Raw genomic sequence first — 25,611 nt, 5'->3', positions numbered from 1 at the left:
TCAGCCGCTTCCAGCTCACTCAGCAGTTCATCTCCGGAGGGGACTGCCGCCGGGGAGGAGTCGGCCTCCTGCACGACCAGGGCAGACCTGACTTCCGTCCCTGCCGCCATGGTGATGCAGTCGTCGCCGCTCTCCCCGACCTGCATGGTCAGCTTTTGCCCCCCGCAGATCATCAGCCCTTCCACCGGCTTCTCTTTATCAGAGGCCATGCCCATCTGTGTCTTCAGCCTTATGTCCATGCCGGTCAGGGACAGAAAGCCGCCGCTCTCCAGGTGGAGCACTGTCGCTCCGCCGGCGTCCGGGGCAAACCGGAGGGATGCCGGCGTCATGTCCATTGCGCTTCCGCCCGGGTCGGAAAAGCGTTTGTTGTCCGGCATGCTGCATGCCCCCGCCGCACCTTCCCCGCTCCTTATGGCATGGACCGCAGCTGCCCCCTGCTCGTCATGATCCGGGAAATAAATATGTACCTGGCTTCCCTCCTCCGGCATACAGTAAAAGCTGCTGCTCTCTATGGCATAGGTAAAGTACTTTGTCTTTTCCCCAGCCTCGTACTCCGGATCGATCTCAAAATGGACGCGTATCCGGTTCCCACTGCGCTCCATGACTGTCGCCGGGATGCTCATGCCGGAAATCTCCGGATTCTTCTCTTTTTCCCTCCGGATTCCCGCCCGTCTTGCCAGCACGTAGCTGTATACCAGTTCCCCTTTTTCCGTATGCAGGCGCATCGCCGTCACAACAGCTTCCATCCCGTTGAACGTCAGCGTTTCCCACATCCGCAGAAAGGAACGTACCGTCACGCTCCAGCAGGACACCTCCTGGGAAGGCACGCCCTCCTTTTCCAGCACGCGCGCATAATGGAGCATATCTTTCTCCATCGTGTAGTCCTGCTTGTTGAGAACGGTGCCGTGGGATATCTCGGGGATGCCAAAATACACCTTTCCGCAGGTGTCCGTTGCATCCGGCAGAAGGCATGTTCCAAAATGGCTTGCCAGACGGCGCAGGAACACCCAGTCGCTCTCCTCATACTGCAGCAGAAACTCCGGGATACACGCCCCGCCCGTCGCATGGTCCGTCACACCGGACTGCCCGTAGCCGGACAGAACTCTCTGTGCCACTTCCATGTACGTCATCGCGCCGTTCTGAAAGCTGCGGCTCTTTTTTACGCGATCCCAGTCCATCGTGTAGGACCATGCTTCCAGATATAAGTAGAAAAGCCCGTTCTCCCTTCTGGCAGAAACCGTTTCCAGCTTTCCCCGGAAAACCACCTGCCCCTTTGTCTTTTCCAGCTCACGGACGGTTACGCCGGCGGCAGAGGACATACTGACCAGTTCATCTCTTCGCTCCTCCTCGATCAGTATTTTCAATGTGAGCCCTGCGTGCCGGTTTGGCCCCTGCGTCAGTTCAAGCGCCTCCACTGCCAGAAGTCCGACAAGCTCCAGTTCGATTTCCAGTTCCTTATATGTAAGCTTCATGCCCCTCCTCCTTTGCCTATTCCCCCGTGCCCTCCACCTGCCCGGAAGTAATGATCTCGATCTCTCCGCCGTAGATACAGCGCAGCTTTGCACCGCCAAGAAGAGGCTCCATCCCTCGGGTCTCAACCCCTTCTTTTCCGTTATCCCATTTGGTTCCTGGCGGAATGTTTGGTGTGCAGACCCCGACGATTCTCGGCACTCCCTCCTGCGCCTCCTGCGTCTTGATTTCTTTTTTCCCGCCTGTAAAAGAGTTTAGAACACTATCTAAAAAGGTGTCGGGAGCTTCTTCCTCCACCGCCTTTTGTATGCGGTCAGCCTCCGCTTTCGTGCTTGGATTTTCCATGCTGTAGCAGCCCCCAAAGCAGCGTACATTCACCTCTGCGACACTGTCGTCTACTGTCATCTGTGGCTGTTGGCGCAGAAATACTCCATGCGTATCGTCCAGTACCAGATAAGTTTCCCGCATTCCCATGCTGCAGCGGATCACCGCCGTATGCACCACATAGGTATCATTCAGTTCTGCCATTCACTCCACCTCCACTTCCCGGAAAATAATCCCGATAGGATTTCTGCGCAATATGCTCTCCACAATCTCCAGACTCACAAAAGGATTCCGGAACTTTTTTGTATCTGACAAAAACACTTTATGCTCTCCTATTTTTTTGTGATCCAGCACCAGTCTTTTCACACTTCCATTGGGATAATATTCGGTGTTGTCAGAAAGCAGCTCCTTCTCTTCCAGCAAAAGCGTATGGTACAAAAAGATTTTTCCCCGGCTTTTATCCACCAGTGACACTGACCGGAAAATCATGTCATCCTCATAGACGTCCAGCACCTTCTTAACCATATCTGATACCAGAGGAATGGGACTCTGAATAAAATCCGGAAGTGCTTCGCCGCTCTTTTTTGCAAAATAAAGAGTCGTGGACGGTTTGATCACCGCCGCATCCTTCCTGAAAAAAATGTGCCTTGGCCCACAGATATCAAAATCCCGCAGCTTTGCCATATCCTGCAGCATTTTATCCTGCTCCATAGTAAAAAATCTCATTCCTGCCGCCCCCTGTCCACCAGAATCACTTGTAGCTGTTCTGGTTCTAAATGAATAAACGCAAGCTCCTCCTCTGAAAAGACAGAATGCAGCATATCTGCCCCTTCAAAGTCATTTTCCTCCCAGATACATCCCGAAAAATCCGCCTGATGAATGACTGCGTTGCGGAAGCTGCAATTTCTTATCCGGCATCCCAAAAATCTCGCGCCCGTTAAAACCCCATCATCAAAGCACATATTCTCCAGTGTGCACTCCTCAAACACAATAAAATACAGAAGCTTTCCCTTGCAGTCTGCGTTTTTTAAGTCCGCCTGGTACCAGTAGCCAAAGACCATGCCGGTCTCCTCATTTTTCGTCTGGCGCAGTGCTCTGTCCCAGTCAATCTGTTCTTTTTTCTCTCTGTTTACATGAGCGATCAGTTCCGTGTGGTCCCGGTATTCTCCCCAGTAAACTGCCCATGTATCTAATTTTTCTATTTCAGCAAAATCCGGATTTTCCTCAACATCACGAAATATAAAACGCAACACCTGCGCAAGCATGGAATTGCAGTCCATGACAGCCGCCGCGATCAGATTCTGCACATCATAGCGGTTCACCTTGCCCATATATTTCCGGCTGTTTTCCATTAGCTCTTTGCGGATTTCCCCCCACATCGGAAACAGAAAATCCAGTGAAAATTCCACTTCTGCCGGTTCGGTATCCAAATACCACCTGGCATCCATCGCCTGTGCCAGAATCCGGTACTCGCCTTTTTCCAGACCCACACGAAGCAGGGAGAAATGCAGGAACATCATCTTTTCTTTTTCCAGCCGATCTGCCTCCCATCTGATTTCATGGATGGCATCGCAGATCACCGCAGAAAGCTGCTTCGTCTTTTCCTGTAGTTCCCGGTAAAAAAGCTTCTTTCCATCCTCCAGAACAGGCTCTGCTTCTTTTGTAAAGCATTCGATTGCTTCCTGTCTTTCCATATCCTGTTCCCTCCTAATCCACTTTTACCTCAGTCCCCTGAAGCATCAGGACTCCGCCTGGATGCATCTGGAGACAGCCTCCCATCGCGCACGCAACAACTGCCGTGTTTTCCGCCGAAAACTCCATTTCTGTTTCCGATGTCAATTCCACGTTATTCGATGCCTGAATCAGCAGCGTATCCTCCGCATACAGGGAAATATCCCCGCCGTTTCCAATCATCACACTGGCTGAACCGCCCTGGCACGCCAGTTTTATCCCGTCCTTGCCCATACGGAGCTCCTGGCCTGACGGATTGCTCAGATATTTTGTAGAAGGATCTCCCATACGGTCCGGCGCTACACCGCCCTCTTCCTTGTAATCACTGACTGCACTGATCGCGACGGCATCGCTCGTATGCCTGGTAGGGAAATATACCCGCACCTGATCCCCCTGTTCCGGCATATAGTACCAGCCGCTGCCATCCGAAGATGCGGACAATGTAGAAAAGGGGAACCAGTACACATCGTTACTGTCCCTGCCATCGTCTATTTTTAAATGCACCCGGATCTGTATCCCGGAAACCTCCAGCACGGTTCCCACAAGCGCTGCTCCCGTCAAATGTGCCGGATATTCCGTTTTCACCAGGATTCCTTCCGGTTTTTGAATACCGCAGGTTCCCACAAGCCTTCCATGCTCCAGCCGAAAACCATGCTCCCTGACAGAAAGACTTTGCCCTTTTGTCTCTATCTGCTCAAAAAGTCCGATTACCTCTTCCGTCCGCCCTTCCATAATCAAAAACTGGTCATCCCTTACGTCTTTCCCTGCCTGTTTCCAGTAATAGTACTCGCCAAGCTCTTTTCGAAAGCCTGTCATTTCAAACCCACAGTCCGTATCGGGAAGAAGGGGAACCCCCGCATAAAGCTTTAAGGTTTCCGATGTCGACAGACTGGTGAGCGGAGCGTTCCTATACGAAAACAACCGCTTTAAAAATTGCCAGTCTGTCTCCTGATACTGAACCGCTATGGACGAAACGGGGGTGTCCGGGAATGCGAGCTGAATGTCGCTCCCCGGATATTCTCTTAAAACCTGTTCCGCCAGTTCCCGGTATGTCATCGTCGTATCCTGAAAAGAGCGGCACCGTTTTTCCTGATCCATTAAAATGCTTCTGCTGTATGCAGTCACCTGCACGCTGCTCACATCCCCTTTTCCCTTGACCAGAAACTTCATGATAATTCCGGAAAAAAGAAGCCTGCCTTCTGCCCGGATTGTAAGGGGCGAATACTGGGGCAGATGAAACAGCAGCGGCTCACCGTCCCCGGCCCTGACATATCCGCGCAGCGTAAGGCAGCCATGCTCCCCTGCGCTTCCCAAAAATTCTATATCCTCCAGCTGCTCAATCGGAACTCCTTCTACTACGATCTGATCTGGCGTATACCCCATTTTTCTTCCTCCCTAGTTTTCATAAATCGTCATTCCATGAAGCACCACTTTTCCCTTTTTCAGCTCCACATCCGCCCCCTGCTCGCTGGCGATCCGGATGGATGTCTCTGATTTCATGATCACTTCATTCGCTGCTACAATATTGACCGCCTTTCCTGCTGAGATGGAAATGTCTTTCACAGCATCCAGCAGGACTTCACCGCTCTTTTTTAGTAAAATACTCCCCTGCCTTTTGCCCGCTGCAATCACAACGCCGTCCTCTGTAAACTGCACCTGGTTGCCCTGCGCGGTTTCAATATTTCGTACATTCGGATTCCCCATGGGATCATCCTGGCTTCCCTCTTTTGGCTCATGTGCCTTTATATTTGTCACAACATAGGCCTCCTTCTCATCCGCTACCGGAAAATAAACGCGTACGCTCTCTCCGTTTTCCGGCATACAGTACCAGCCGCTTCCGTCCGTGGATGACGCAACCGTTGAATACGGAAACCAGTAATGCTCTCCTTCTTTTCCGCCGTTGTCAATTTCCATATCTACCTGGACCCGGTCTCTTTTCGACGCCGCTACCTGCCCGTCTATGGATATTCCCGTCAGTCTCTGATTGAAGTAGGGAAGCACTTTCAGCCCAGCTTCTTTTCTCAGAACATAGGAATTAACCAGAATCCCCTTTTCGAGGTGTCTCTCCACACCGCCGATATACCACAGACTTCCCTTATAGCGGATTTCATTGCCAAGAGAAGCGATCTCATACGTGTCAATCTGATACTGCACATTCTCCTGTTCCAAAAGCTCCCCGAGTCCGTTCTCCTTTCGGCGGTTTAATTCTTCATAATCCTGTAAAAGTGTATAGGGCAGGCTGTCCCATTCCGGATTTTCCGTATCCGGGGATTCACCAGCCAGAACCCGGATGGATTCAGACTCCGGGTTTGGGTAAAGCGGTTCCCGATAACGGGCAAAAAAGCGGTTCAGAAATTCCCAGTCTGTCTCCTCATACTGAATGATGAGCTGGTCGATTGGCATCTCCGGAACATTCATTTTGTAATCCGCCGCCGGATAGGTGCGCATAACCTCCGCCATCAGCTCTCCTGGCGTCATCTGCGGATTCTGGAAAATCCGGATTTTCCGCTCTGTATCCATCAGATATGTCGCGTCCCATGCCTCCAGATACAGGCTCACATCTTCTCCGTCCCTGCTGATAAAAATTTTACCGATAACCCCATAAAACAGCGGACGGGCTTCTCCGCCTGTCTGGTACATTAACGTCATGGTCTTTGAGATATTCTGTAGCTCATTTTCCTCCTGCTCTCCATCCAGAACAGCCTCCAGATACAGGCTGGCATGACTGCCAGGCTTTTGGACAATATCCAGTCTACGGATATAAACAACGTCTATGGATGCAAGGAACAGATCCTTATATGTGATGCCGCCAGGCTGCCTGATACTATTCTCCATCCACACACGCTCCTTCCTGTTTTCTCATCCACTCATCCAGCTTTATCACCATAGCTTCCAATAAAACGCCGTATGTTCCTGCGTCTTCCCTCAAGCAGTTATAATTTCCCGTAAATTCCATCCACTGCGTCTTAAAACGGAACAGAATATTCCACACCTGCTTTTCCCCTGCCGGAACTTCAAAACAGACATATTCCACCATTTCCAGAGATTTCTTTTTCAGAATCTGTGCTGACATACGGTTGGCCGCCATACCGTTGACAAGAAGATTGCTCCATTGCTCCAAGGTTTTTGCCACACGTTTCTGTGGTGTCCAGTTCATAATCTGGCTGACGCCTTCTGTATGGTTCACAAGGATCAGTCCGCTTTCCTCTTCCTTTGACGCCTGATAGAATCCCTTGAAACATATAAAAGCCAGTTGTTCCTTAAAATACGACCGGATTTCAAATTCCAGGAGTCTGCCGTCCTCCAGTTCCAGCTTTCCCTCTGAAAGGGCAGCCAGTGCCTGTTCCAGTGTAAGCGTCCTTTCTTCCGGTGTCTGAACTTCCTTTTCTCCCCGCTCCTTTACCCTTCTCATCTGGTCTAAAAGAGCGATCTTTTCGTCTGTACGCATAGCTTTTCCCTCCTATATCAGCATTACCTGCCTTCTTGCTCCATCACCCGGCTGTCTTTCAGAACCTCTGTCCGTACCCATCTGTAATATCTTCCTTAGTCCGCCATATAAGTCCTGATTCCCTTTTGAAATCCGGTTGCCTAACCGGTTCTCTATGTAAAAACAAAGTACTTCCGCCGGCATTACGCCGTCATTTGCAAGGACATTCATGGCAAAAGCCGTATCCATGCCATCCCCGCTGTTCTTCCTCAATATCTCCATTGCATACTGTCGTAAAACAGATGGATGCAAAGTCGGCACCACGGGGGAAGCCCAGGGAGCTTCTACAAGGTGGATCGTATCAAACTCCGTCACGCAGTCAGAAAAATTTTCATACGTATTTCTGAGTCTTGCCCCGGCCTGCAGGCGAAATCTGCCCAACTCTAATTCGCACGACTGGTCCGGAATCTTATCATCCAGATAGACCCTTGTATTTCCGATGGTTCGCTCATTTTCATAAACCAGTGACAGAAACTGTACTTTTACATACCGGATCCTGTCCTCTGCCTTGCACTCCAAATGAAGCGGATTCTTCATAAAATACAATTTATTTTTATACCGGATAATCCCGGGTTCGACCGTCATCCTATCTTCATTCCAAACAAGCCCGCAGCCGCACAAAATACCGTCACTATAGCCGGAGTACATGATCTCCAGATAATCCCTCGGATAATCCCTAAGCTGCTCCAGCATTTCTGTGCGCAAAAGGTGCTTTTTCTTAAATTGTGGGGTTTCGTAACAAAACATGGCTCACACTCCTAACACAATGCAATCTCATCTATCCTCATGGTTGCCTCCACGTCTAAAATTCCAAAGTGGTATTCATAGTAAATGTCTACATGGTAGGGCAAATCCACAAACATCCTTACAAGAAAATCCATCTTGCAGGAAATCTTCTTTTCCTTTTTCACACCTATATACACCAAAATCTCGTAAAAGTTCTCATTACTGCGGTATATGATATTTTGCGGGATCAGCTCCTCCACCATATCGTTGAAGATATCCAGTGAGCTTCCCGTCTGGTATTGGCGCAGCAAACCGCTTAAGATCAGCTCCCGCTCCTTCTGGTCAAAGAGAGCGATTGCTTCTGCCACCGCCTCTCCAAAAGCCCCCCTTTTCAAATCCTCATATAGAAGTTTCTTGTAATATTCTTCTCTGGTCATTCCTGACAGGGTATCGTTTCCTGCAAGCAAATGAAGAATCAAATTTGTCAGACTTTCGCGTAAGCTTAAGAATTCCCGCATCTCAGGCTGGTACAATTCCTTAAAAATATCATAAAAGCGGTAATAAAGATTCACCTGCAGCTGGCAGTTATCATCAAACTGTTCCTGGTTCAGAAACATATGGGATACTTCCATATAAGCGCTGCAATCCCGCGCTGCAAGAAACCGGATACGCTCCCTCGGAATCCCCTGCCCGTCAGCCATAAACATTGCTTCCCATAAATAATTCATAAAATCCGCCCCTCACACTGGTATTCCGGATACAGCTCCTGCACCTCAGATGTAATAAAACTGGCGATATCCCGGAGAAGCCACTTTTCTTTTCCCTTCTCCTTAAAAAACAGAATCAGCTTTCTGCGTCCCTTCTGCTCACGAATTTCATCCTTTATAAAAAAGTTCATGGAGTAAGTCTCCGCCATTTCCCCTTCCCCGTCTTCCAGTCTGCAATCCTGGTACTCAATATAAGGCTCCAGCGCAAATCCCCGGATAAACCGTTCCAGTTCTCCCTTCGTCCTGACCTTCTGTCCGTTCTTTCTTGAAAACCGTTCTGCAAATCCATCCCTTCTTAAATTTTCCATAACCGGATAGGTATAACGGTCAATTTTATGTTCTTCCCCGCTGCGGATCATATAAACATCCCATGTCTCTGCATTCCTGATCTCACCCGTGATCAGCAGGCGGTCCCTGCTTTGCCGCACATTTCTAATGCCGGCCTTTTCCCCCACTAAATACGCATGCTCTGCTCCATAATCCTGAATGGAGATTATATGTTCAAAATTTTTATAATCTCCGCAGGGGATCGGAAATCCTGTGCTTTCTAACCTTAAATGCCATACATTCCAAAGCGGTATCATATCCCAATGAACCATTGGGGCATATTCTTCAAAGTCTACCTCCAGTCCGGTGACCTTCTCCGGGTCCGGTATTCCCACCGGCATTTCGCAAATCACCAAATCTGCCATCTTAAACAGATATGGGGCATTGATGGTTTGCCACGGAACCCCGTTTTTCATAAAGAGATGGTATAATTCCTCCATCTTTTTTAGATAACGGCTGCATGCCTCCAATCTGACAGACACCGGATATTCTTTATCTGCCTTTAAAACGCCGGAATAGCTCCGGTTCTTTTTCAGCAGCTTTCTTATCTCGACTGCATCCCCTTTGAGAAATACGGTGGAAAGACAGCTCTTTCCCTCCCCCGCAAGCTCCTCCCGGATTTCTGAAATCAGCCGTGCAGCCGGAGCGATATCCTTGTCGCAGACAGCTGTCAGATAGTGGTGCGTGGTATCCAGATAGGATTTCTCTACCAGCCCCGTGCAGATCCGGTACCGGTTAATATCGTATGCCAGATCATCCATAACCCTCATTTCCAGTGCCCGGTACATCTCTTCATTTTTTTCATACAAATTTAAAAAGACGCCTTCCATCATCTCTTTAAAAGCAATCCGCTCTTCCAGAACAGAAATCGACTGAATTTCTTTCCGGATCATTTCTCTGATATCTTCGTTTCTATCCATGATGCCTTCCTTATCTGTATTTCACATTCTGGTTTCGACCGCTGCCCCTTACTTCTTTCCGTCGAAAAAGTTTAATTCCCAAGTATCGTCCTCAAAATCAAAAAACGTCTCCTCCCCTTTGTATAAAAGATCCCTGTCTCTTAAAATCGGAAGCACGACAAATCCCCATCTTTTTCTGGACACCCATATAAAAAACTTCATCTCCCCCTCTACAATCGTATCCGTCTCTTCCTGAATCACTGTCCCCCGGTACATCCGGTTGATTTCTTCCTGCGTCGTTCTCTCAAACGTCGCGGTATTGTACTCATAATAGTAAGTTTTTAACCGCTTTCCCTGATCGTCGTTTAAATACAGATCCAGCTGGTTGCCGATTCTGAAACGGGAGATATAGCCAATATGTTCTTCCTCATCCAGACTATGTATTAAAATCTTTTCCTGGTTTTCATGAGTAAACGCACATATCTCATATGGCAGGCTTCCCACCTGATAATCCCTGATGACATTCATATACCCTAATTTACAGTTCAGAAAGTAGGATAACGCGCCTTTTAAGCAGCACATCTTAAGCTCCGTCCCATCCTGCTCCTGCTTTGTGCTCTGGATCAGTTTTCCGGGGACATACTCCTTGAGCGCTTCTGTAAACAGTCTGGATTTGCATGATTGTCCGGTCAGCTTGATCATCTCATAGGTCTGGAGCTGCCCTTGTTGAAACTTTTGGTCAAGGAACCGTTCCATCAGCCCATAAATATCCGGTCGTAAAACCTCCTCTACTTCATTCAGGTAAACAGAGAATTCAACCGGCTCCTTTAAATTTTCAAACTGTCCATTTTGGCAGATAGACAGCCGCCATTTATCCAGATAAATCTCCCGCGCAGTTTTCCTTTCCGTGGAAAGCTTTAATTCATAACAGAAATTCGCCTGAAAAAATGCCTTTTTTACCTGCTCTGCCAATTCAAACAGGTAATAGTAATTATTTTTTACAAAAAAGTATTGCTCCCGGCTCTTCTCCTGATAATCCTTAAATTTAGTTGGAATCCAATTTTCTGCTTGCCGGTATAACTCATCCACTCTTTTCATGGATGGTTCTTCTGAATTGGCAGACATTCCTTCCGATAAACCTCCCAATGCCTGTGCAATCCGAATTTTCAGCAGCTGCAGAATCCGGTAAGTCAGATTATTTCCCCCAAAGTTGGTATCCCCGTTTTCGTAACGTGTTTCAAGACTGACAATATAAGAAACCCGGTTATTATCAATGCGAAACCTTCCGGAGATAAGATCTGTTGTTCCCCCTCCACAGTCAATGAGCAGGGCATGGTACCACCGTTTTCCCTCATACCCCTTCTTTGCAATCAGCTGATCGATGCTGTGGAACAAAACTGCCATACCCTCATCCAGCTCACAATTTACGTGATACTCCGGAAGAAGCTCTTTAAAAAATGACTGAAATTTTTCTTTTTGCCGGATAGGTGCCAGCAGCTGGATACTGGTAAAGCTGCACTTAAACTGCTGTCTCGCCAAATCCAGCAAATATTCCAAATAAGCGCGCAGCATTTCCTTTCTGGAAAAATGATATTTATATCCATCTGTAAGAATGACCCCCTCCAGCCGCGTTGGATCACTAATCCAACGTTTGATGTCATAAAAAATAGTCACATCCTCATTCCTGTAATTTTCCTCTCCCAGTGCCTTTGCATCTTGTCCAAATACAAATGTGGTCTCTTCTCCTTCCTGCCGGCACACTCCAACAAGGCTTGGAATAATTTCGCTCCCTTTTACTATCGCTGTCTGTATGCTTCCATCTGGCAGGCAAATCCCCATTGTAGTATTCGAACTTCCAAGATCGATAATAAGTGGGAGTTCTGCTTGTGCAATCTCTTTTTCCTGGATATCTAAAAGAGGAATTCTCACCCCTTCTAAAATTCCGGGAGCCAGAGTCCGGTTCCCATAGTAGCAGTCATATAAAAATTCTGAATCCCGTTCTTTTAGCAAATACAGAATAAAATACTGATGTTTTTCTAATGGACGGACCTGAACATCCTTTCCCTTAAAGATATAAGCCTTTCTTTGTATTCTCTGGACATAAAAGCAGGTATAGACCTGAAATGATTCATCTACCAGCAAAAGATTCCCTTCGTAGATATCCTGCCCTGACTGTATCTGATATCCATCCAACTCATTTATCTGCGTTCCTCTATATAACGTCATAGTGCCTGGCACCCGAATATCAACATGGTCTGTAAGCAAAACGCCATGAGATTGAAGATACTCCTGAATCCGTTCCAAACCGCCTTCACATTGAGCCTGAATGTGACGATATTCCTTTTGCCCCCGGAAACGCATGATGAGATGAATTAAGCTCTCTCTATCCTCTCGTTGGGCAGACGACACTACCAGCCGTTCTTTTCTGCAAATTTCTCTAAGATGGAACATCGTCATCTTCTCAAGTTCATTCCTTTTATAGGAATTTGTGGGAGTTGCCTCACGATTTGCGTTTAATGTATATGTATATCGGGTCATAAGTATCGTTCCTCGCTTTTCCTTAAGTTATTGCTTTTCTTCTGCAGCCGCATTCATTCCTGCCTTTGCTGCATCAATTTTGGGTTTTAGGTTATCTGCCAATTCATCAAGTTCCAGTCGTCTGTAAATTGCCTGTGCAGCCTGATAAAAAGTAATAGCACTCTCATACTGTCCCTCAGCTAAAAGCATATTCCCCTGATTTTCAAGATCTATTGCATTTTTCTGGTCATTGGCTTTCTGTTGATTTTCCAGTTCAAGAGCTGCCTCTTCCTCTTGTTTTTGCTTCGCCGCTTCAGCCGCTACGGCTTCTTCCTGCTCTTTTTTCTTCGCTTTTTCTTCCAGCTGTGCTTTTTCCAATTCTTCCTCTGCAGCAGCCTGCTTTTCTAAGGCCTCTGCTTTTCCTTCTCTGTCATAAATATCTGCTGCCTTCTCTCTCGCTTCTTTATAAGCAGCAATTGCACCTTCCAGATTTCCATACTCTTCTTTTTTCTCCCCTAATGCAATCAGATCATATACAGCCATATAATTCTTCGCCCTGTCCAGTTGGCTGTCAATATAATTTTTCCCTACATTTCCCGCCTCCTGTGACATTTTTCTTGCAGTGATGTATAGCTGTTGTGCTTTTTCATACTCCCCGGCTATGAGAGCCTCGTCTGCCAGAATAATCTGCTCTGACAGCTTTTTATATTGATCCGCCTGCAGGGCTTCCTTATCTTTTTTCAAACTGCCAGCCAGCTTCTTTGCTTCACTATATTCCTCTACTGCTCTCTGATAATTATCATTCTGAAGATAGTTCTCTCCATCTTTCATAGTTTCTGTCAGTTTCCGCTCTCTGGTCTGTATGTTTCTGTGATGAAGAAACAAGGCAATACTAATCCCTCCGATAACAGCCACAATAGAAACTGCTATCATTAGTATCTTCTTTGGTGTCCACGTTTTTTTTGGGGACTGGTATACCTTTCTGGCAAAAGTGACTGCCATAGTATAATTATCAATTTCTGTTGTTTCCTGTTTCCCCAAAATCCAGTCTTCGGTACGCTGAAGCACCTCCTCCGGCTCTTTTGCATCATTAATAATTTCCAGGAGACTTTCATCCGGGCACTGTTCCCACACACCTCTTGTAAGCAATAAGAAAATATCGCCATTTTCCAGTTTTCTTTTTTTCGATATCTGAATTTCGGGAGTCCCTCTCTCTCCTAAAAAGGAATACAGATTGTTGCGTTCCTCATGAACGGCAGCCTGATCAAGCGGTATCTTACCAGCTTCCATCAAATTGCTTGTCAGGGACTGATCCTTTGTCCTCTCCATGATTCTGGCATTGCGAATCAGATAATAACGGCTGTTTCCCACATAAACATATCGAATCCTCTGGTAATCGGTGACTGCAATAACGACAGCCGCTTTTAGATGCATTCCTGTTTTCTGTTTCCGAAGCTCCACATGTGCCCGGTGCACTATCCGTTTTAACCGCCCCTTTCCCATAGACGGCATTTCTGTAAAATCCCGGATAATACTTTCCACCACAAGTTTGGCACTATTGGCAGAGGAATCTTCATCAAGACTATCTGCCAGAACATAACAAGCAAAATCATCCATTTCCACATAGCCAAAGTAATCTCGATTGGATAATTTTTTCCCTTCCTCTGACATATTGACGGTTTTAAATTCCGAATTCATTCTTCTCATGCCATTCCTCCACGCTAACTAACTGCTCCGGTACCGTTCGGAACCCGCAACAGGATTACACTTCCGTTTTCTTTCTGAGTTCCCTCTTTCTGTTCAGTTGCCCGAACAATCTCTCCTGCCTTTTCTTGAAGACTCCCTTGTTTCACCAAAATATCCTCTATCTCACTCCATGATAATTCTTCAAAAATTCCGCAGGTTGCCAATAGCACCATATCTTCCGGTTTTATTAAAATTGGCTGGCTCTCGACTTCAATTTCACAAAAGCCATCCATTCCTACATAATTCCACAGCCTTTTTTCATCCATGCTCCATACTGCTTCCTGCCGGGAGAGCCTTCCGTCTTTCCATGCTTCCTCTGCCAAAACAGCTATCGTCTGCCCTTTGCTTAAAGGAATGATCTCGCCTCCGCGAAATAACGCAATCTGTATATTCCCGGCAAGTGCATAGTACAGCTTTGTCTCGTTTACGAATACTGTTCCAAGGCTTGCTCCGCCCTTAGCTTCCTCTAATGTCATCTGAATCCTTCGATTTGCCTCATAAAATGCTGTGCGGAAAAAATGGTCTGGCTGACTTAGAAAAGTATACGGCTCATATTTATCCAAAATGGTATCCATTGCAATCTGTGCACACACTTGTCCTATATTTCTTTTTCCGATTCCGTCTGCAATTACAGCCAAAACACCTGCCGAAGTTCTCTCTGCCCGTGCTCTGTCAGACTGGAGTTCTTTATTTCCTGTTGTCTGTCCAATTCCGACATCAACCTGCAGATTTTGATTTCCATAAGCTCCTAACACATTTTCCTTCTGTGCAAATCCGGCCAAAAGCCGAACAATCACTGCCGTCACCAGACATACCAGAACAATCACGCCCAACATTTCTGTCCCTGTCATACCCATGTTTTGATCCTTTCTTATTTCACATCATCCCATGAAAAATTTGTTCCACACAATGAAATAAATAAAAATCGACTGTTTCCCATGCTTATTATGTCATAAGGTTTTAATTCCATAGGAACATATACCGGCTCATCATTTAAATAAGCAAGTCCAGAGGAATCACCAGGCAGAATCATCGTATTCAGCTTTTTATCGTCATACACGATAATTGTATGATTCTTTCTGTTTATCTCATTATCTCCTAAAATCTGAATATCCATATCATCTCCTCTTCCTGCAAAGTTTTTCCCTTTGTATATCTTATAGTCCATTCCAACTCTGGCCCCCTCAATGCAGACCAGCCAGCCGCATACTGGCCGAACCTCCTTCTGGAGCACCTCCACTGGAGGCTCAAAACCGACTGGTTTTGTCGCTGCTGTTTCTTCCTGAAGCTTCATGTTACAGTAAGGACATATCCTTCCATAACGTTTTGCGTTATATACGTGTCCCTTTGGGCATTTTTCCAAACTCATCTGTTTCTCTCTCCCTATCCTTTAGTTTTATGACAATTTCAGCCCTTTTGAATCAGGATAAAAGAAGCCTGGTATTTGCAATGTAGAGGATATCCCCTGCCTCCACTCTGCAGGGACGCCCCATTACCTTATAGCATTCTCCATCATCTGCTTTCTGTATCCTGACACCATTTTTAGACCCCAGGTCTTCTACATACCATTGCTCTATGCAGAAATTAAGGGCTGCATGTTGAAAATCTATAAATCCGCTAAAAGCACAATCCTCCAAATCTACATCTACATCTTCTTCTTTGCCTGCTCTGCCAATCACCAGAGAAACTCGCCCCGCCATATCCCATGATTTTATCGGTTTATCTTGTTCATTTAATAAAATTAACCGATTAATTTCATGTGCCCTTAGTCCTGAAGCCCCCTTTTCCCCTCGGGCATTCTCCTGTATTTGGGGGCTATATATTTGATAAACAAAATCGGCCAATGAAAGGACTAAAACAAAAGCCAATAGATAAAAATTGAATATAAACTGCCTGAAAGCATGGAATCCAAAATATATCAGCCCCCATAAGATAATGCTGCACACCAGGATTACAATATCTGCTGTAATCTTTATCCAACGGTTCTTTTTCATCCCTTTCTTCCTCCTCTTTTTCCTTTCAAAAAAAGCTGCCCGGTAAACAGGCAGCTCTTTTCATGCTTTTTTTAATCGCTTGCGGAAAGCCTCTTATGATACGCTGTACCCGCCTTCTACAGCAACCTGCGTCATCTTGTCTTTCTTCTGCTTAATGATAAGTGTAAAGCTTCCAACACCTTCCACATCTCCATAATCTTCCCTATAATCAACAACAAAAGCATTTGGATATGTATACTTCCGTACAACCTGAGATGCCGCAATCACCTCTATGCTCACCTTTCTGTAACAGTCAGATTTTTCTGCCGGAACTAACGCCCAAAGCCCCAACTGTCTGGTGTTGTCAAACGGATCTCCGTCAACGGCAGTTAAGATTTTTCCGGTGATCGTCACCGTGCTTCCCATATCTGTCGAACGTGCATTGCTGTCATGGGGAATATCCGTGCGAAACTTTACGCCGGTAATAATCGTAGTTCCTAATTCAATCGTTGATGGTCCTTCCACCTTTAATTTAAATCCCATAATGTCTCCTTCCTGCTATGCCACTGTTAAATTTCAAACTGCACAGTTTCCTGCTTACTCTCCGCTGAATCCGCCCTCGAATTTCAGATTTGTCATCTTGTCCTTTTTCTGCTTGATAAGGAGATTAAATGTTCCGGCGCCCGTATCATCCGTAAAATCCTCTTCGTAATCTACCACAAACGCATTCGGGATCGTAATCTGGCGAACGATCTGAGAGGCATTTACCACGTCAATCTGGACTTTTCGGTAACAGTCGGAATTCTCTGCCGGAATCAGCGACCATCTTGCCAGCTTGCTGGTGTCATCCGCAGCTTCTCCATCTACGGAAGCCAGTATCTTTCCCATGATTAAAACACTTGAGCCAAGATCCGTGGAACGCGCATTGCTGTCATAGGGGATATCTGCCCCAAATTTTACCTTTACAATGCTGGTCTCCAGAAGGTTGATTGACTCGCTCCCTTCAATTTTCAAACGTAATCCCATCCTTTTTCCTCCTTTTAATCCTTTTTACTTACTCTCCCGACTTTTCTCCGGCTTTTTTGGTAAGCTGCACCTTTAAGTTCCTGGTAGTATTTGCAAAGGTCACCATAACATTGCAGATTCCATACTTCTCATCAATGGTATAATCTAATTCGTCGCCATCCTGAAGAATTGAGTTGATATGTTGCCGGTCTGCATCCCAGCGGCTCTTCTGACTATTTGGATTACTGCTGAAAAATTTCAATATCTTATCCTGTTTAAAATCACCACTGTAAAAACGGAGCATCCTCTCAATATAGGTAACTACCAGCGTCTTATAAATAGGCTCAAACTGTGTGCCGTTGCTAAGCAGGTTCCGTGCCTTATACACCGTAATATTCTTAATTTCTTTCCCCTTGTGCTGTGCATTATCCGATGAAAATACAAAGCCGAATCCCGTGTTGTTAATAGAGTTCTTAATGGCATTGGTAAAACCGGATATTTCTTTTGTCAGACTCGTGGATGCCAAAAGAGCATTGTCATCCGCCTCTACGTCAAATCTCACTCCCGGATATTCTTTGCTTGTATTTTGGAACCGTTCTTTTAAGTACTCTGGGCACTGCCATGCAGCCGTAATTCCTGCCGCCTCATAGGCCGCTCCTACATAGATCCCTTCCAGCCACATTTTCATGACGTCTTCTTTTTCACTGGAAAGCGAAACATTGCCGTCCTCGTCCATCACCATTTTCCTGTCAAGGATCAGTCCTGACTTATCCTTCGGAATAATCGTTGCATTTGGAATGCATGGAACCGCAAATTCACTGTATTCCTTTTTCATCAAAGGCGTACATTTTTCCTTAAATACCCCGATTCCTTCTGTTGCAATATAATTAAAGGTGGTTTCCTCCCCTGTCTGGAAACTGAAAAATGTCGTGATCCGGTACGGCTGGATGGCATTCATCAGGATTGACAAGTTCTCCATCGTATTTGTTCCTGCCTTCTCCTGCCTCTGGTTCCCTGCAAAGCGGACTCTCTGTAATTTGCCGCCGCTGCTCTGGTTTAACTCCACATCCGGTACAATGGCAAACCACACCGTGTTTTCAAACTCATTTTTATCATTTGTTGTATTCAAGTAAGTTACGAGCCTCGGAAGGTTGCTTGCCTTTACCAGCATATCCAGGGAAATATTACTGATCAAAAGCTTCGGCTGCATCCCTTTTTCTTTTACCTGATACTGGTCAAAGAAAATTTTTACGCCCAAAATTTTTTCAATCAAAGGTTTTACGGCCTTTACAAAGTCGTCCTTACTCTTCTTGTAAAACTCAAGATACTGGTTATAATTGCGCACCTCTGCCTGCCGATCTATCTCGCTCTCCATCGTAGAACCTAATGGACAGAACGTACGGATGACCAGATCACGCACATAATCTGACTGCAAATCATTTAATGCAGCATAATCCTCTTTGAATGCCTCGATCAGACCCGTGTTGACCTGATCGTCAACAACTGCAAGCTGGGTATTCTCCTCCTTTTGCATCTCCAGAATCTTGAGCTCGCCATCTTCACCCATGCTCAGCAATCCGGCCTTAAACTCCTGACTTCCCTGCTTCGTTTCTCCATCGCCTAACAGCAGACGCGTTTTGGCATCCTCTATTGCAAGCGGGAGCATCGCAAGTACATGATTGTAATTCTGGCTTGCCTGTTCAAACTGATCGTTCAAACGGTCACCTAAATCCAACTTTTTGGGATCCTCGTCATCCAGCTGTACATATTTTTCATAGGTATACTGGATCTCTCTCCGGACCTGACGGATATCCTCCATGATCTTTTTAGGAGAAATCATATCCAACACATTACTAAACGTAAAATCCACATTCGCAACTCCCTGTGCGCTCTTGGCTTCCAAAAGAGTGATCAGCATATTCAGCAAGTCATTATTCTCATTCAATGGAATTTCTGTGATGCAGTTATCAGGAATGTTCTCCGGGCGTACAAGACTGTATTTCATCTCGCCTGTATTCGCATCACAATAGGAATAAACAACTGGACTCATTTTTTCAAGAAACTCATCAAAACTGGATACAAGCAGCTCCTCATTGATCTCTTTCATCTTGTCGTCATCCAGACTGTTCTTTCCCCTTACATCCCCAATCAGGGTAAGAATGTTTTCCCGTTCCGGATTGATTTCCGCGAACAACAGAGTCCGGTTGGTTTGTGTGATTGTTTCCATGGATTCTCACGTCCTCCTATTCTTTGGTCTTTATTGGATCATCGCAATGTAATGTATTTCCAGCTCATAGCTCCCGTCCTGGGGCATGATATAAATTACATCCCCGAAACCAACGCTATACTGTATCTGCTTACACGCGATGGAATTCCCGATCATGATAACACTTTTTGATGTGTGATATAAAATCATTCGTCTGTCTTCATCTGCCATCAGATGTATTTCGTTCAATTCCATTGCACGTACTGCATCCGGATATCCTTCCAGAAGTGCTCCCAGTGCCAGTCTATTTTCCCTGACCTTATAAAGTTCAAATGACAATGGTGGAATCTCCTTCTCTGCATCCGGCTGTGCAGTAAAATAGGCATTCATCCTGCCACAAAAATGATTTTTCTTTGTCTCCTTTGTCAGACGTTCCAAATCGGGCTTAGATTTGTGCATTATTTTCCAGATCACAGCCCCTATGACTCCTCCTGCCAGAAGAACAAATACCCAGCCATATACCTTCCAAAGCGGCATAATTTCTATTTCATGTTCATAGGTATAAGTGCTTTCACCATCCGAAACTTCCAGTAATATCGTCTGCGTCCCCGATTTTAAGGGGTGGATTGTTAAGACATTATTGACAAGCTCTATATCCAGATATTTTCCGGGATCTGTTTTCAATAAATATGACAGCTGATCCCCATCCGGATCCGTAAAATACTCGTCCAGCAGATAGAACTGTTCCCGGGTGAGCACCGTAAATCCTTCATCCGCCGGCAGTGCCCCGTTTGGTTTGCGATTTTCCACCACAACAGGGATTGGCTTAAAGGAACTGTTTCCCATGCTGTCTTCCATATATGCCTGAAAAAACCACGTCCCGGACTGCTCCATGATCGCCTGCCCCTGCATATATCCGTTGGAAGGTTCTATATTCAAAAAACGTTCCGGCGTATCTTTCTTTTCTCCATCATTTATGGAAAACTCATAAATAAAATTTTCGTAAAGCTTTTCATCAGATACTGTATTTCCACTTTTATCGCGAAAATACAGTTTATACGAAAGCGGCTCATTCTTACATACAGTGGTATCAAGTTCCAGAACAGGCGTCAGTGAACGGTAGCTGAATAAATATATTTGAAGTTTTTGATTCTCCAAAGTTTCCGCCTGCAACGTAAGTTCCCTGATACTGCTGTCAATGTCTGTAATCTTTCCTACCGCATAATTTCCGAGGTTAATCGTTTCAATCTCCCGATCCCCATACAAAATGCCCACATCCCCAATCTTTCTCGGGGAAATCAACAGCACATCCATTTCATCCAGATAATTTTCTTCTAAGCTTATTCTGATATTTTGAATCCCAGGCGCAAACAGGCTGTCGGCAATCTCCTGAATACTGTAATCCATGTTTGTGCCAAAAATTCCATATAACACTTCAATGAGGCTTTCCGGTGTTTCTGCCGCATACATCTGTGCCAGTGTATTTTTTGAAATTTCTTTCAGAGCTTCCGTATTCCCATCATAATCACCAAAGACTATTGTATATATCTTTGTTCCCGTCTTTGCACATTTCTGTGCAACAGATCTCATATCCTGTCTGGATATCTCTGTGCTCCTTCCCGTATCAGACCCCTTTAAATCTGCCTCGCCGTCTGAAATTAAGACGATTACCTGCTTTCTTCCAGATGGCTCTCCCAGCAATTCGTAACCATATGACAATCCAAGTCCAATATCTGTATTGCCTGCATACTGTTCCTGACCGATCAGTTCTTTTAACTGCGCTCTCTCCTCCGTAGTCTGTATCGTAAGCGGGGATGTAGACGTAAGAATACGGTCATTGTATGCCACAAAGCCCACACGGATATCCGCGCTGTGTACAGTATCTACAAATGCCTTCACCATTCCCCTTGCAATATCCTGCGAATCATTGGTTTTCATGGACCCGCTGTAATCCATAACAAACATGACATCCAGTCCGTTTTTTGTGCTGATAAATTCCTCTGCACGAACAGACCAAGGGCAGAAAAGTATAAAAAATAGACACAGTATACATACCATCCCATATTTTTTCATTTTTTCTGCCCTCCCAATCATGCACTATTTTTTGATTTTCTTTGGTCTCTTCGGCTGATGCATTCCAAACTCAGAAGCTCTGCCATCTGCTCTCTTCGCAGCACTATTAGCTACTTTTGCCAACACCTGAAGCACTTCTCTTTTCATAATAACCAATTCCTCCTATTCTCATTAAAATTGTTACTGCTATGAATGCACTTATTAGACTGGTCTCCATCTGCACCAAATGGCCCATCCATAAGATGATTCCTATTGCAATCCAAAAAACGAGAACTTGCACACTTCGCTTTCTAAATAAATTTTTTTCTTCCTCTGTTAGTGGCCGATTTTCATGTTCTATCGGAGCCATTTTCAAAATATGTTCCCCTAACATTACTGCCGTTATAAAGAATAGACCCTGTATTATTTCTTCATACTGTGCTAACCTCTCAGAAATGACCAGGCATACTATAGTTGTAAACGCAAACGAAAAAAAACATTTTGTATAACTATCTGCATGATATCCCCCACAAAAGAATCTCAAACTCACAAATACCAGATAAAACAAAATAGATTCTACTAAGAGATTTAATACAACACCTATAATGAGCACTATAAATCCGTTTATTATGTTTGCCATTGTTATTTCAAGCCCATATTTATAAGTGTCTTTTTCATCTACAGTGATAATCTTTTCTTGCAATAATAATGTTGATAAATAAATAGAAATTCTCTCCAACATGATACTATTTCTTTCTTTTGATTCATGATTACAGATTTAGCTTCAATTTTTAGTTCATTATTACAAATTTAGTTTTCAAAAACAACTGGTTTATCATTATCAGTAATTTTTCAGCATAATCGGTAATTTTTTGTAGAAAAAAGGAGATGGCATATACATCATATATGCCATCTCCTTATTCTTCTATTTCTCTATTTTAAGTGTAATTCTTTGAAGTAACCTCTCTCCTTCCTCCCACGCAATGTAATCTCCATCATAATACTCTACTATCCTTCGGATTGTCTCCATTCCAAAGCCATGTTTTTCCTTTTCTATCTTTGATGTTTTAAATGAAGGATTCCAATCCATGACAGAATCCTGAATTGTGTTATCAATTTCGATTTCTACCATAAATCCGTCACGTCTGATTACAATCTCAAGCTCGCGTTTCCCCTGCACCTTATCACAGGCCTCAATTCCATTCTTCAAAAGATTATGTATCAGATTTCCCATATCCAAACTGTCAACTCCGCTTACACTTCCTAATACCGCATAATGAAATCGAATATCTTTTCCTCTGCATTCATGAATTGCCCTTATCAAAGCTGCATTTAATCCTTCATTTCCTGTCTCCTCCGGAATTTCCAGATAATCTTCCCACTCATCTCCTATCCTTTTTAAATTTTCTTCTGCTTCCTGGTAATCTTTTTTTCTTAATTGCTCATAAACGACATTTACCTTTGCACCCATATCATGTCTCAGGCGATTTGCCTCACGTCCGAGCTGGTACAAATTATGAATTTGTTCCTCCTGCAACTTCTGGTTTTCTTTCCGGTATTCCTCTGCTATTTTTTCTATTCTATATTTTCCTATTAATTGATAGAATCCGCCTAGTAGAAGAATTACCAAAAAGATTCCCAATAAGATCCATAAAGACAAATTATACCGTTCTTTTTGGTCTAATCCACCCCGTTCCAAGCGAAACATAAACAGTATCAAAAAGAAAAATATAAAAAAAATTAGTGCCATCATCCAGTCTTCTGCCAACAACTTTTTTTGTTTTCTCCTCCGATAAACCGCCAATACTATTCTTCCAAGAGAAAACCGCAGAGCCCCTGCTGACAGTGAAAAATACATATGCGCCTGACTCTCTGTTTTTAAAAGCTCTTCCAGACTTCCTCCTGAAAATATGCCCCATAAGGCAAACATTACATATGCACTAATAAATGCCAGCAACACCCAAACAACACTTAACAAAAAGAAATCTGATTTCTTTCCCTGCGCTGCCAAAAGACAATACACATATAAAACAACACCATAACCAATGCCTAGCACCCCTTCAAAATTGGTATAATGATTTAATCCTGTAACCACAAAAAAATATGCGGTACAGCCCGCCAAAAACAATACCGTACCGCGATAGCCTCTATACTTTTGTTTCAATCCATGGCTGATATACTCTAACGCAATCACTGACGACAATCCGTTAATCAAATAATCTGTAATTTTAACACATCCTCCTTCCTCCGTTGTAATTTTCTAATAACTGTTTAATTTCTTTTCTTCTATTTTTGCCAATATCTAATTCTATTCCATCTGGCAAACAGACAGTGCGATTTCCAATTTCTTTTACGCATCTTGCATTTACCAGAAAATTTTTATGAATGCGAACAAAACCATATGTATGCAATTTTTCTTCTAATGACTTTAAAGAACCATAGATTTTATGGCACTCCTTATTTTTCATATGTATGGAGAGGGTATGACCACTACATTCTATATATAATACTTTATTTATATATAGCCATATGTCCTTTGTTCCTTCTCCGCTCTTACACCATATTTGAACTTTTGTTTCCATCTGGAGATATTTTTGAATCGCTTTTAACATATCACGTTCCATAAAACTTTTCCTAACAAACCATAATGGTGCATATTCATAAGAATCAAATACCATATTTTCATGATTGGAAACAAAAATAATTTTTATTGCCTGGTTAAAATCATATATCTGTTCTGCCAGTTCAAAGCCATTACACTCTGGCATCTCCAAATCCAAAAACACCAAATCTATTGTCTGCTTTTTGCAATTTTCCAACAGCTCTCTACCGCTTTCATAAACGATTATGATTGGATTTTCTTCTCCTAGCAGCTTCAAACAATTACAAATTTCCTGTTGAATTCGAATCACATCTTCTGGATTATCATCACATATCCCAATAACTGTATCTTTTCCATACATCTATTCGTTTTCTCTCTCTTCATCAATACTATAACTATTTTTGGTTCTTTTTGTATAGACACAAAAATATAACCATTTTAGGTTCTATAGGAAATCGGTATTCCCTATACAGCGAAAAAGGACTGTTGCAAAATCTGCAACAGTCCACATTTTAATATTCTGATTAGAACTTACGCTTACGAGCAGCCTCTGATTTCTTTTTACGTCTTACACTTGGCTTCTCATAATGCTCTCTTTTACGAATCTCCTGCTGGATACCTGCCTTCGCGCAGTTTCTCTTGAATCTGCGGAGTGCACTATCTAAAGTTTCGTTCTCTTTTACGATAACATTTGACATAGTCTCACACCTTACCTCCCTCCAGTTGTGGATTGTGCCTATACAACTGTACGGGTATTTTTAGCACTATTAAGATTATAATAGTGGAGAACCTTTTGTGTCAAGTCTTTTTATCAATTTTTTGAAAAATCATCCAAAATTGCAATAAATTCCTCAGCCTCCTGCAGAAAATCCAGTGCTTTTTCCCATTTATGCACAGCTTATCTATATTTTTGTTTAAATCCAAAAATCAGCTTTGAAATTCAATCTCACGAATAGAGAATTTATTCCATTTATATCCAGCATCCAGAATAATGATTTTTACCTTCTTTGTGTCAACTCCAGGAAAGGCTATGCTCTGCTTTTCTGCTACCTGTACTGCGGTCTGCCAGTTCATAATAAATTCCTGCTCAGTTCCATCTTCATCCTTCAATATTACCCATCTCTCCTGCTCCTCATCCCATACAGCAACCTTCATTTTCTTAATTCCCTGATCATTTCCATAATTGCACCAAATGTCCATTCCTTTCAGGTTCACTGTTTCCTGAAAATCGTATATAATAGAAGCTCTGTTGTTCGAAAAATCAAAACCCTTAAACTCACCACTTGGAGTTCCGGCAGCTTCATTGATCAGTCCGTCAAACACATAATCCAGGTCTTTCATTCCTCTTACACCACTGAGGTTTTCCATCGAATATGCTCTTGGACCAATCTTCATTGTTACATTCTGCTGTATGGACGGCACGTATCCAACCTTTGTTATTGTTTTTCCGCTGTGAATCTGCGCTAAATCTTCCTCTGTGATTTTTTCCCACTGTACAGGCTCCTGAGTCTCTACGCCATCATTCCAGTAAATCCTTACATAAGATTTTGTCCCAGAAAGCAGCTTTTCCCTATAACTGTCACAGTCCGCATATGTCCGTAGTTCTACATTAGTGTCTTCTAATATGAGATTTTCTGCCTTGATATCCACAACCTGAAGCTCATCCTCTGACAACATTCTCTGTCCCTCTGGCAGCTTCTTATATACCCTGACATAATCGATGTGAACTACCCATTGTCTAAAGCCAATGGGCTTCCTGCTTCATTGACCTCGCAACCT

25 protein-coding genes are annotated in these 25,611 nt (G+C 44.1%); all 25 read right to left on the bottom strand.

Annotated features, from left to right (window positions below):
* On the bottom strand, positions 1 to 1,472 hold a 1,472-nt coding region (locus ASU35_RS11590), incomplete at its 3' end, for a contractile injection system protein, VgrG/Pvc8 family (protein WP_242861274.1).
* A 16-nt stretch (positions 1,473 to 1,488) separates the two neighbouring features.
* Positions 1,489 to 1,998, bottom strand: coding sequence for a DUF4280 domain-containing protein (locus ASU35_RS11585; RefSeq protein WP_058353173.1), 510 nt, complete (start codon positions 1,996 to 1,998; stop codon positions 1,489 to 1,491).
* A complete protein-coding gene (locus ASU35_RS11580; RefSeq protein WP_058353172.1) occupies positions 1,999 to 2,520 on the bottom strand; it encodes a hypothetical protein in 522 nt (173 codons plus the stop codon).
* Positions 2,517 to 3,488 carry a pentapeptide repeat-containing protein gene (locus ASU35_RS11575; protein WP_058353171.1) on the bottom strand — a complete coding sequence of 324 codons (972 nt, stop codon included), beginning with the start codon at positions 3,486 to 3,488 and terminating at the stop codon, positions 2,517 to 2,519. The genes ASU35_RS11580 and ASU35_RS11575 overlap by 4 nt, the downstream gene beginning before the upstream one ends.
* A gap of 13 nt (positions 3,489 to 3,501) precedes the next feature.
* A complete protein-coding gene (locus tag ASU35_RS11570) occupies positions 3,502 to 4,908 on the bottom strand; it encodes a contractile injection system protein, VgrG/Pvc8 family (protein WP_058353170.1) in 1,407 nt (468 codons plus the stop codon).
* A gap of 12 nt (positions 4,909 to 4,920) precedes the next feature.
* Positions 4,921 to 6,360, bottom strand: a complete 1,440-nt coding sequence (locus tag ASU35_RS11565) for a contractile injection system protein, VgrG/Pvc8 family (RefSeq protein WP_058353169.1) — start codon at positions 6,358 to 6,360, stop codon at positions 4,921 to 4,923.
* On the bottom strand, positions 6,350 to 6,973 hold the full coding sequence (locus tag ASU35_RS11560; RefSeq protein WP_058353168.1) for a hypothetical protein: 624 nt from the start codon (positions 6,971 to 6,973) through the stop codon (positions 6,350 to 6,352). Before ASU35_RS11560 ends, ASU35_RS11565 begins: the two co-directional genes overlap by 11 nt.
* Before the next feature lie 12 nt (positions 6,974 to 6,985).
* On the bottom strand, positions 6,986 to 7,759 hold the full coding sequence (locus ASU35_RS11555) for a hypothetical protein (protein WP_058353167.1): 774 nt from the start codon (positions 7,757 to 7,759) through the stop codon (positions 6,986 to 6,988).
* Positions 7,760 to 7,770: 11 nt separating this feature from the next.
* The gene (locus ASU35_RS11550) at positions 7,771 to 8,466 is read right to left on the bottom strand and encodes a hypothetical protein (RefSeq protein ID WP_058353166.1); all 696 of its coding nucleotides are present in this window, start codon (positions 8,464 to 8,466) and stop codon (positions 7,771 to 7,773) included.
* Positions 8,463 to 9,752, bottom strand: coding sequence for a hypothetical protein (locus ASU35_RS11545; protein WP_058353165.1), 1,290 nt, complete (start codon positions 9,750 to 9,752; stop codon positions 8,463 to 8,465). The genes ASU35_RS11550 and ASU35_RS11545 overlap by 4 nt, the downstream gene beginning before the upstream one ends.
* A gap of 48 nt (positions 9,753 to 9,800) precedes the next feature.
* Positions 9,801 to 12,269 carry an Hsp70 family protein gene (locus ASU35_RS11540; protein WP_058353164.1) on the bottom strand — a complete coding sequence of 823 codons (2,469 nt, stop codon included), beginning with the start codon at positions 12,267 to 12,269 and terminating at the stop codon, positions 9,801 to 9,803.
* A 27-nt stretch (positions 12,270 to 12,296) separates the two neighbouring features.
* A complete protein-coding gene (locus ASU35_RS11535; RefSeq protein WP_083504272.1) occupies positions 12,297 to 13,955 on the bottom strand; it encodes a PP2C family protein-serine/threonine phosphatase in 1,659 nt (552 codons plus the stop codon).
* Between the two features lie 14 nt (positions 13,956 to 13,969).
* Positions 13,970 to 14,851 (bottom strand): PP2C family protein-serine/threonine phosphatase, encoded by an 882-nt coding sequence (locus tag ASU35_RS11530; RefSeq protein WP_242861273.1) that lies wholly within the window; start codon positions 14,849 to 14,851, stop codon positions 13,970 to 13,972.
* A gap of 14 nt (positions 14,852 to 14,865) precedes the next feature.
* Positions 14,866 to 15,363: an FHA domain-containing protein gene (locus tag ASU35_RS11525; RefSeq protein ID WP_058353163.1), complete on the bottom strand. Its 498-nt coding sequence runs from the start codon at positions 15,361 to 15,363 to the stop codon at positions 14,866 to 14,868.
* Between the two features lie 52 nt (positions 15,364 to 15,415).
* Positions 15,416 to 15,988, bottom strand: a complete 573-nt coding sequence (locus tag ASU35_RS11520; protein WP_058353162.1) for an FHA domain-containing protein — start codon at positions 15,986 to 15,988, stop codon at positions 15,416 to 15,418.
* A 93-nt stretch (positions 15,989 to 16,081) separates the two neighbouring features.
* Positions 16,082 to 16,510, bottom strand: a complete 429-nt coding sequence (locus ASU35_RS11515) for a hypothetical protein (RefSeq protein WP_058353161.1) — start codon at positions 16,508 to 16,510, stop codon at positions 16,082 to 16,084.
* 54 nt (positions 16,511 to 16,564) lie between these two features.
* Entirely contained in the window at positions 16,565 to 16,993 is a 429-nt protein-coding gene (locus ASU35_RS11510; RefSeq protein ID WP_058353160.1) for a hypothetical protein, read from the bottom strand.
* A 28-nt stretch (positions 16,994 to 17,021) separates the two neighbouring features.
* Entirely contained in the window at positions 17,022 to 19,199 is a 2,178-nt protein-coding gene (locus ASU35_RS11505; RefSeq protein WP_058353159.1) for a hypothetical protein, read from the bottom strand.
* 30 nt (positions 19,200 to 19,229) lie between these two features.
* Positions 19,230 to 21,251 carry a vWA domain-containing protein gene (locus ASU35_RS11500; RefSeq protein WP_058353158.1) on the bottom strand — a complete coding sequence of 674 codons (2,022 nt, stop codon included), beginning with the start codon at positions 21,249 to 21,251 and terminating at the stop codon, positions 19,230 to 19,232.
* A 24-nt stretch (positions 21,252 to 21,275) separates the two neighbouring features.
* The gene (locus tag ASU35_RS18805; RefSeq protein ID WP_083504270.1) at positions 21,276 to 21,398 is read right to left on the bottom strand and encodes a cyclic lactone autoinducer peptide; all 123 of its coding nucleotides are present in this window, start codon (positions 21,396 to 21,398) and stop codon (positions 21,276 to 21,278) included.
* Positions 21,358 to 21,972 (bottom strand): accessory gene regulator ArgB-like protein, encoded by a 615-nt coding sequence (locus ASU35_RS11495; protein WP_058353157.1) that lies wholly within the window; start codon positions 21,970 to 21,972, stop codon positions 21,358 to 21,360. The genes ASU35_RS18805 and ASU35_RS11495 overlap by 41 nt, the downstream gene beginning before the upstream one ends.
* 183 nt (positions 21,973 to 22,155) lie before the next feature.
* Complete coding sequence (locus ASU35_RS11490; protein WP_147525434.1) at positions 22,156 to 23,424, bottom strand: GHKL domain-containing protein; 1,269 nt, start codon at positions 23,422 to 23,424, stop codon at positions 22,156 to 22,158.
* A gap of 34 nt (positions 23,425 to 23,458) precedes the next feature.
* Positions 23,459 to 24,193: a LytR/AlgR family response regulator transcription factor gene (locus ASU35_RS11485; protein WP_058353155.1), complete on the bottom strand. Its 735-nt coding sequence runs from the start codon at positions 24,191 to 24,193 to the stop codon at positions 23,459 to 23,461.
* Positions 24,194 to 24,356: 163 nt separating this feature from the next.
* The gene (rpsU, locus tag ASU35_RS11480) at positions 24,357 to 24,530 is read right to left on the bottom strand and encodes a 30S ribosomal protein S21 (RefSeq protein WP_058353154.1); all 174 of its coding nucleotides are present in this window, start codon (positions 24,528 to 24,530) and stop codon (positions 24,357 to 24,359) included.
* A 229-nt stretch (positions 24,531 to 24,759) separates the two neighbouring features.
* On the bottom strand, positions 24,760 to 25,509 hold the full coding sequence (locus tag ASU35_RS11475) for a hypothetical protein (protein ID WP_058353153.1): 750 nt from the start codon (positions 25,507 to 25,509) through the stop codon (positions 24,760 to 24,762).
* Positions 25,510 to 25,611: the final 102 nt, after the last annotated feature.

The organism is Acetivibrio ethanolgignens, from assembly GCF_001461035.1.
In the GTDB taxonomy this organism is placed as follows: Bacteria; Bacillota; Clostridia; order Lachnospirales; family Lachnospiraceae; genus Velocimicrobium; species Velocimicrobium ethanolgignens.
This window is presented reverse-complemented; position numbering and strand designations above follow the sequence as displayed.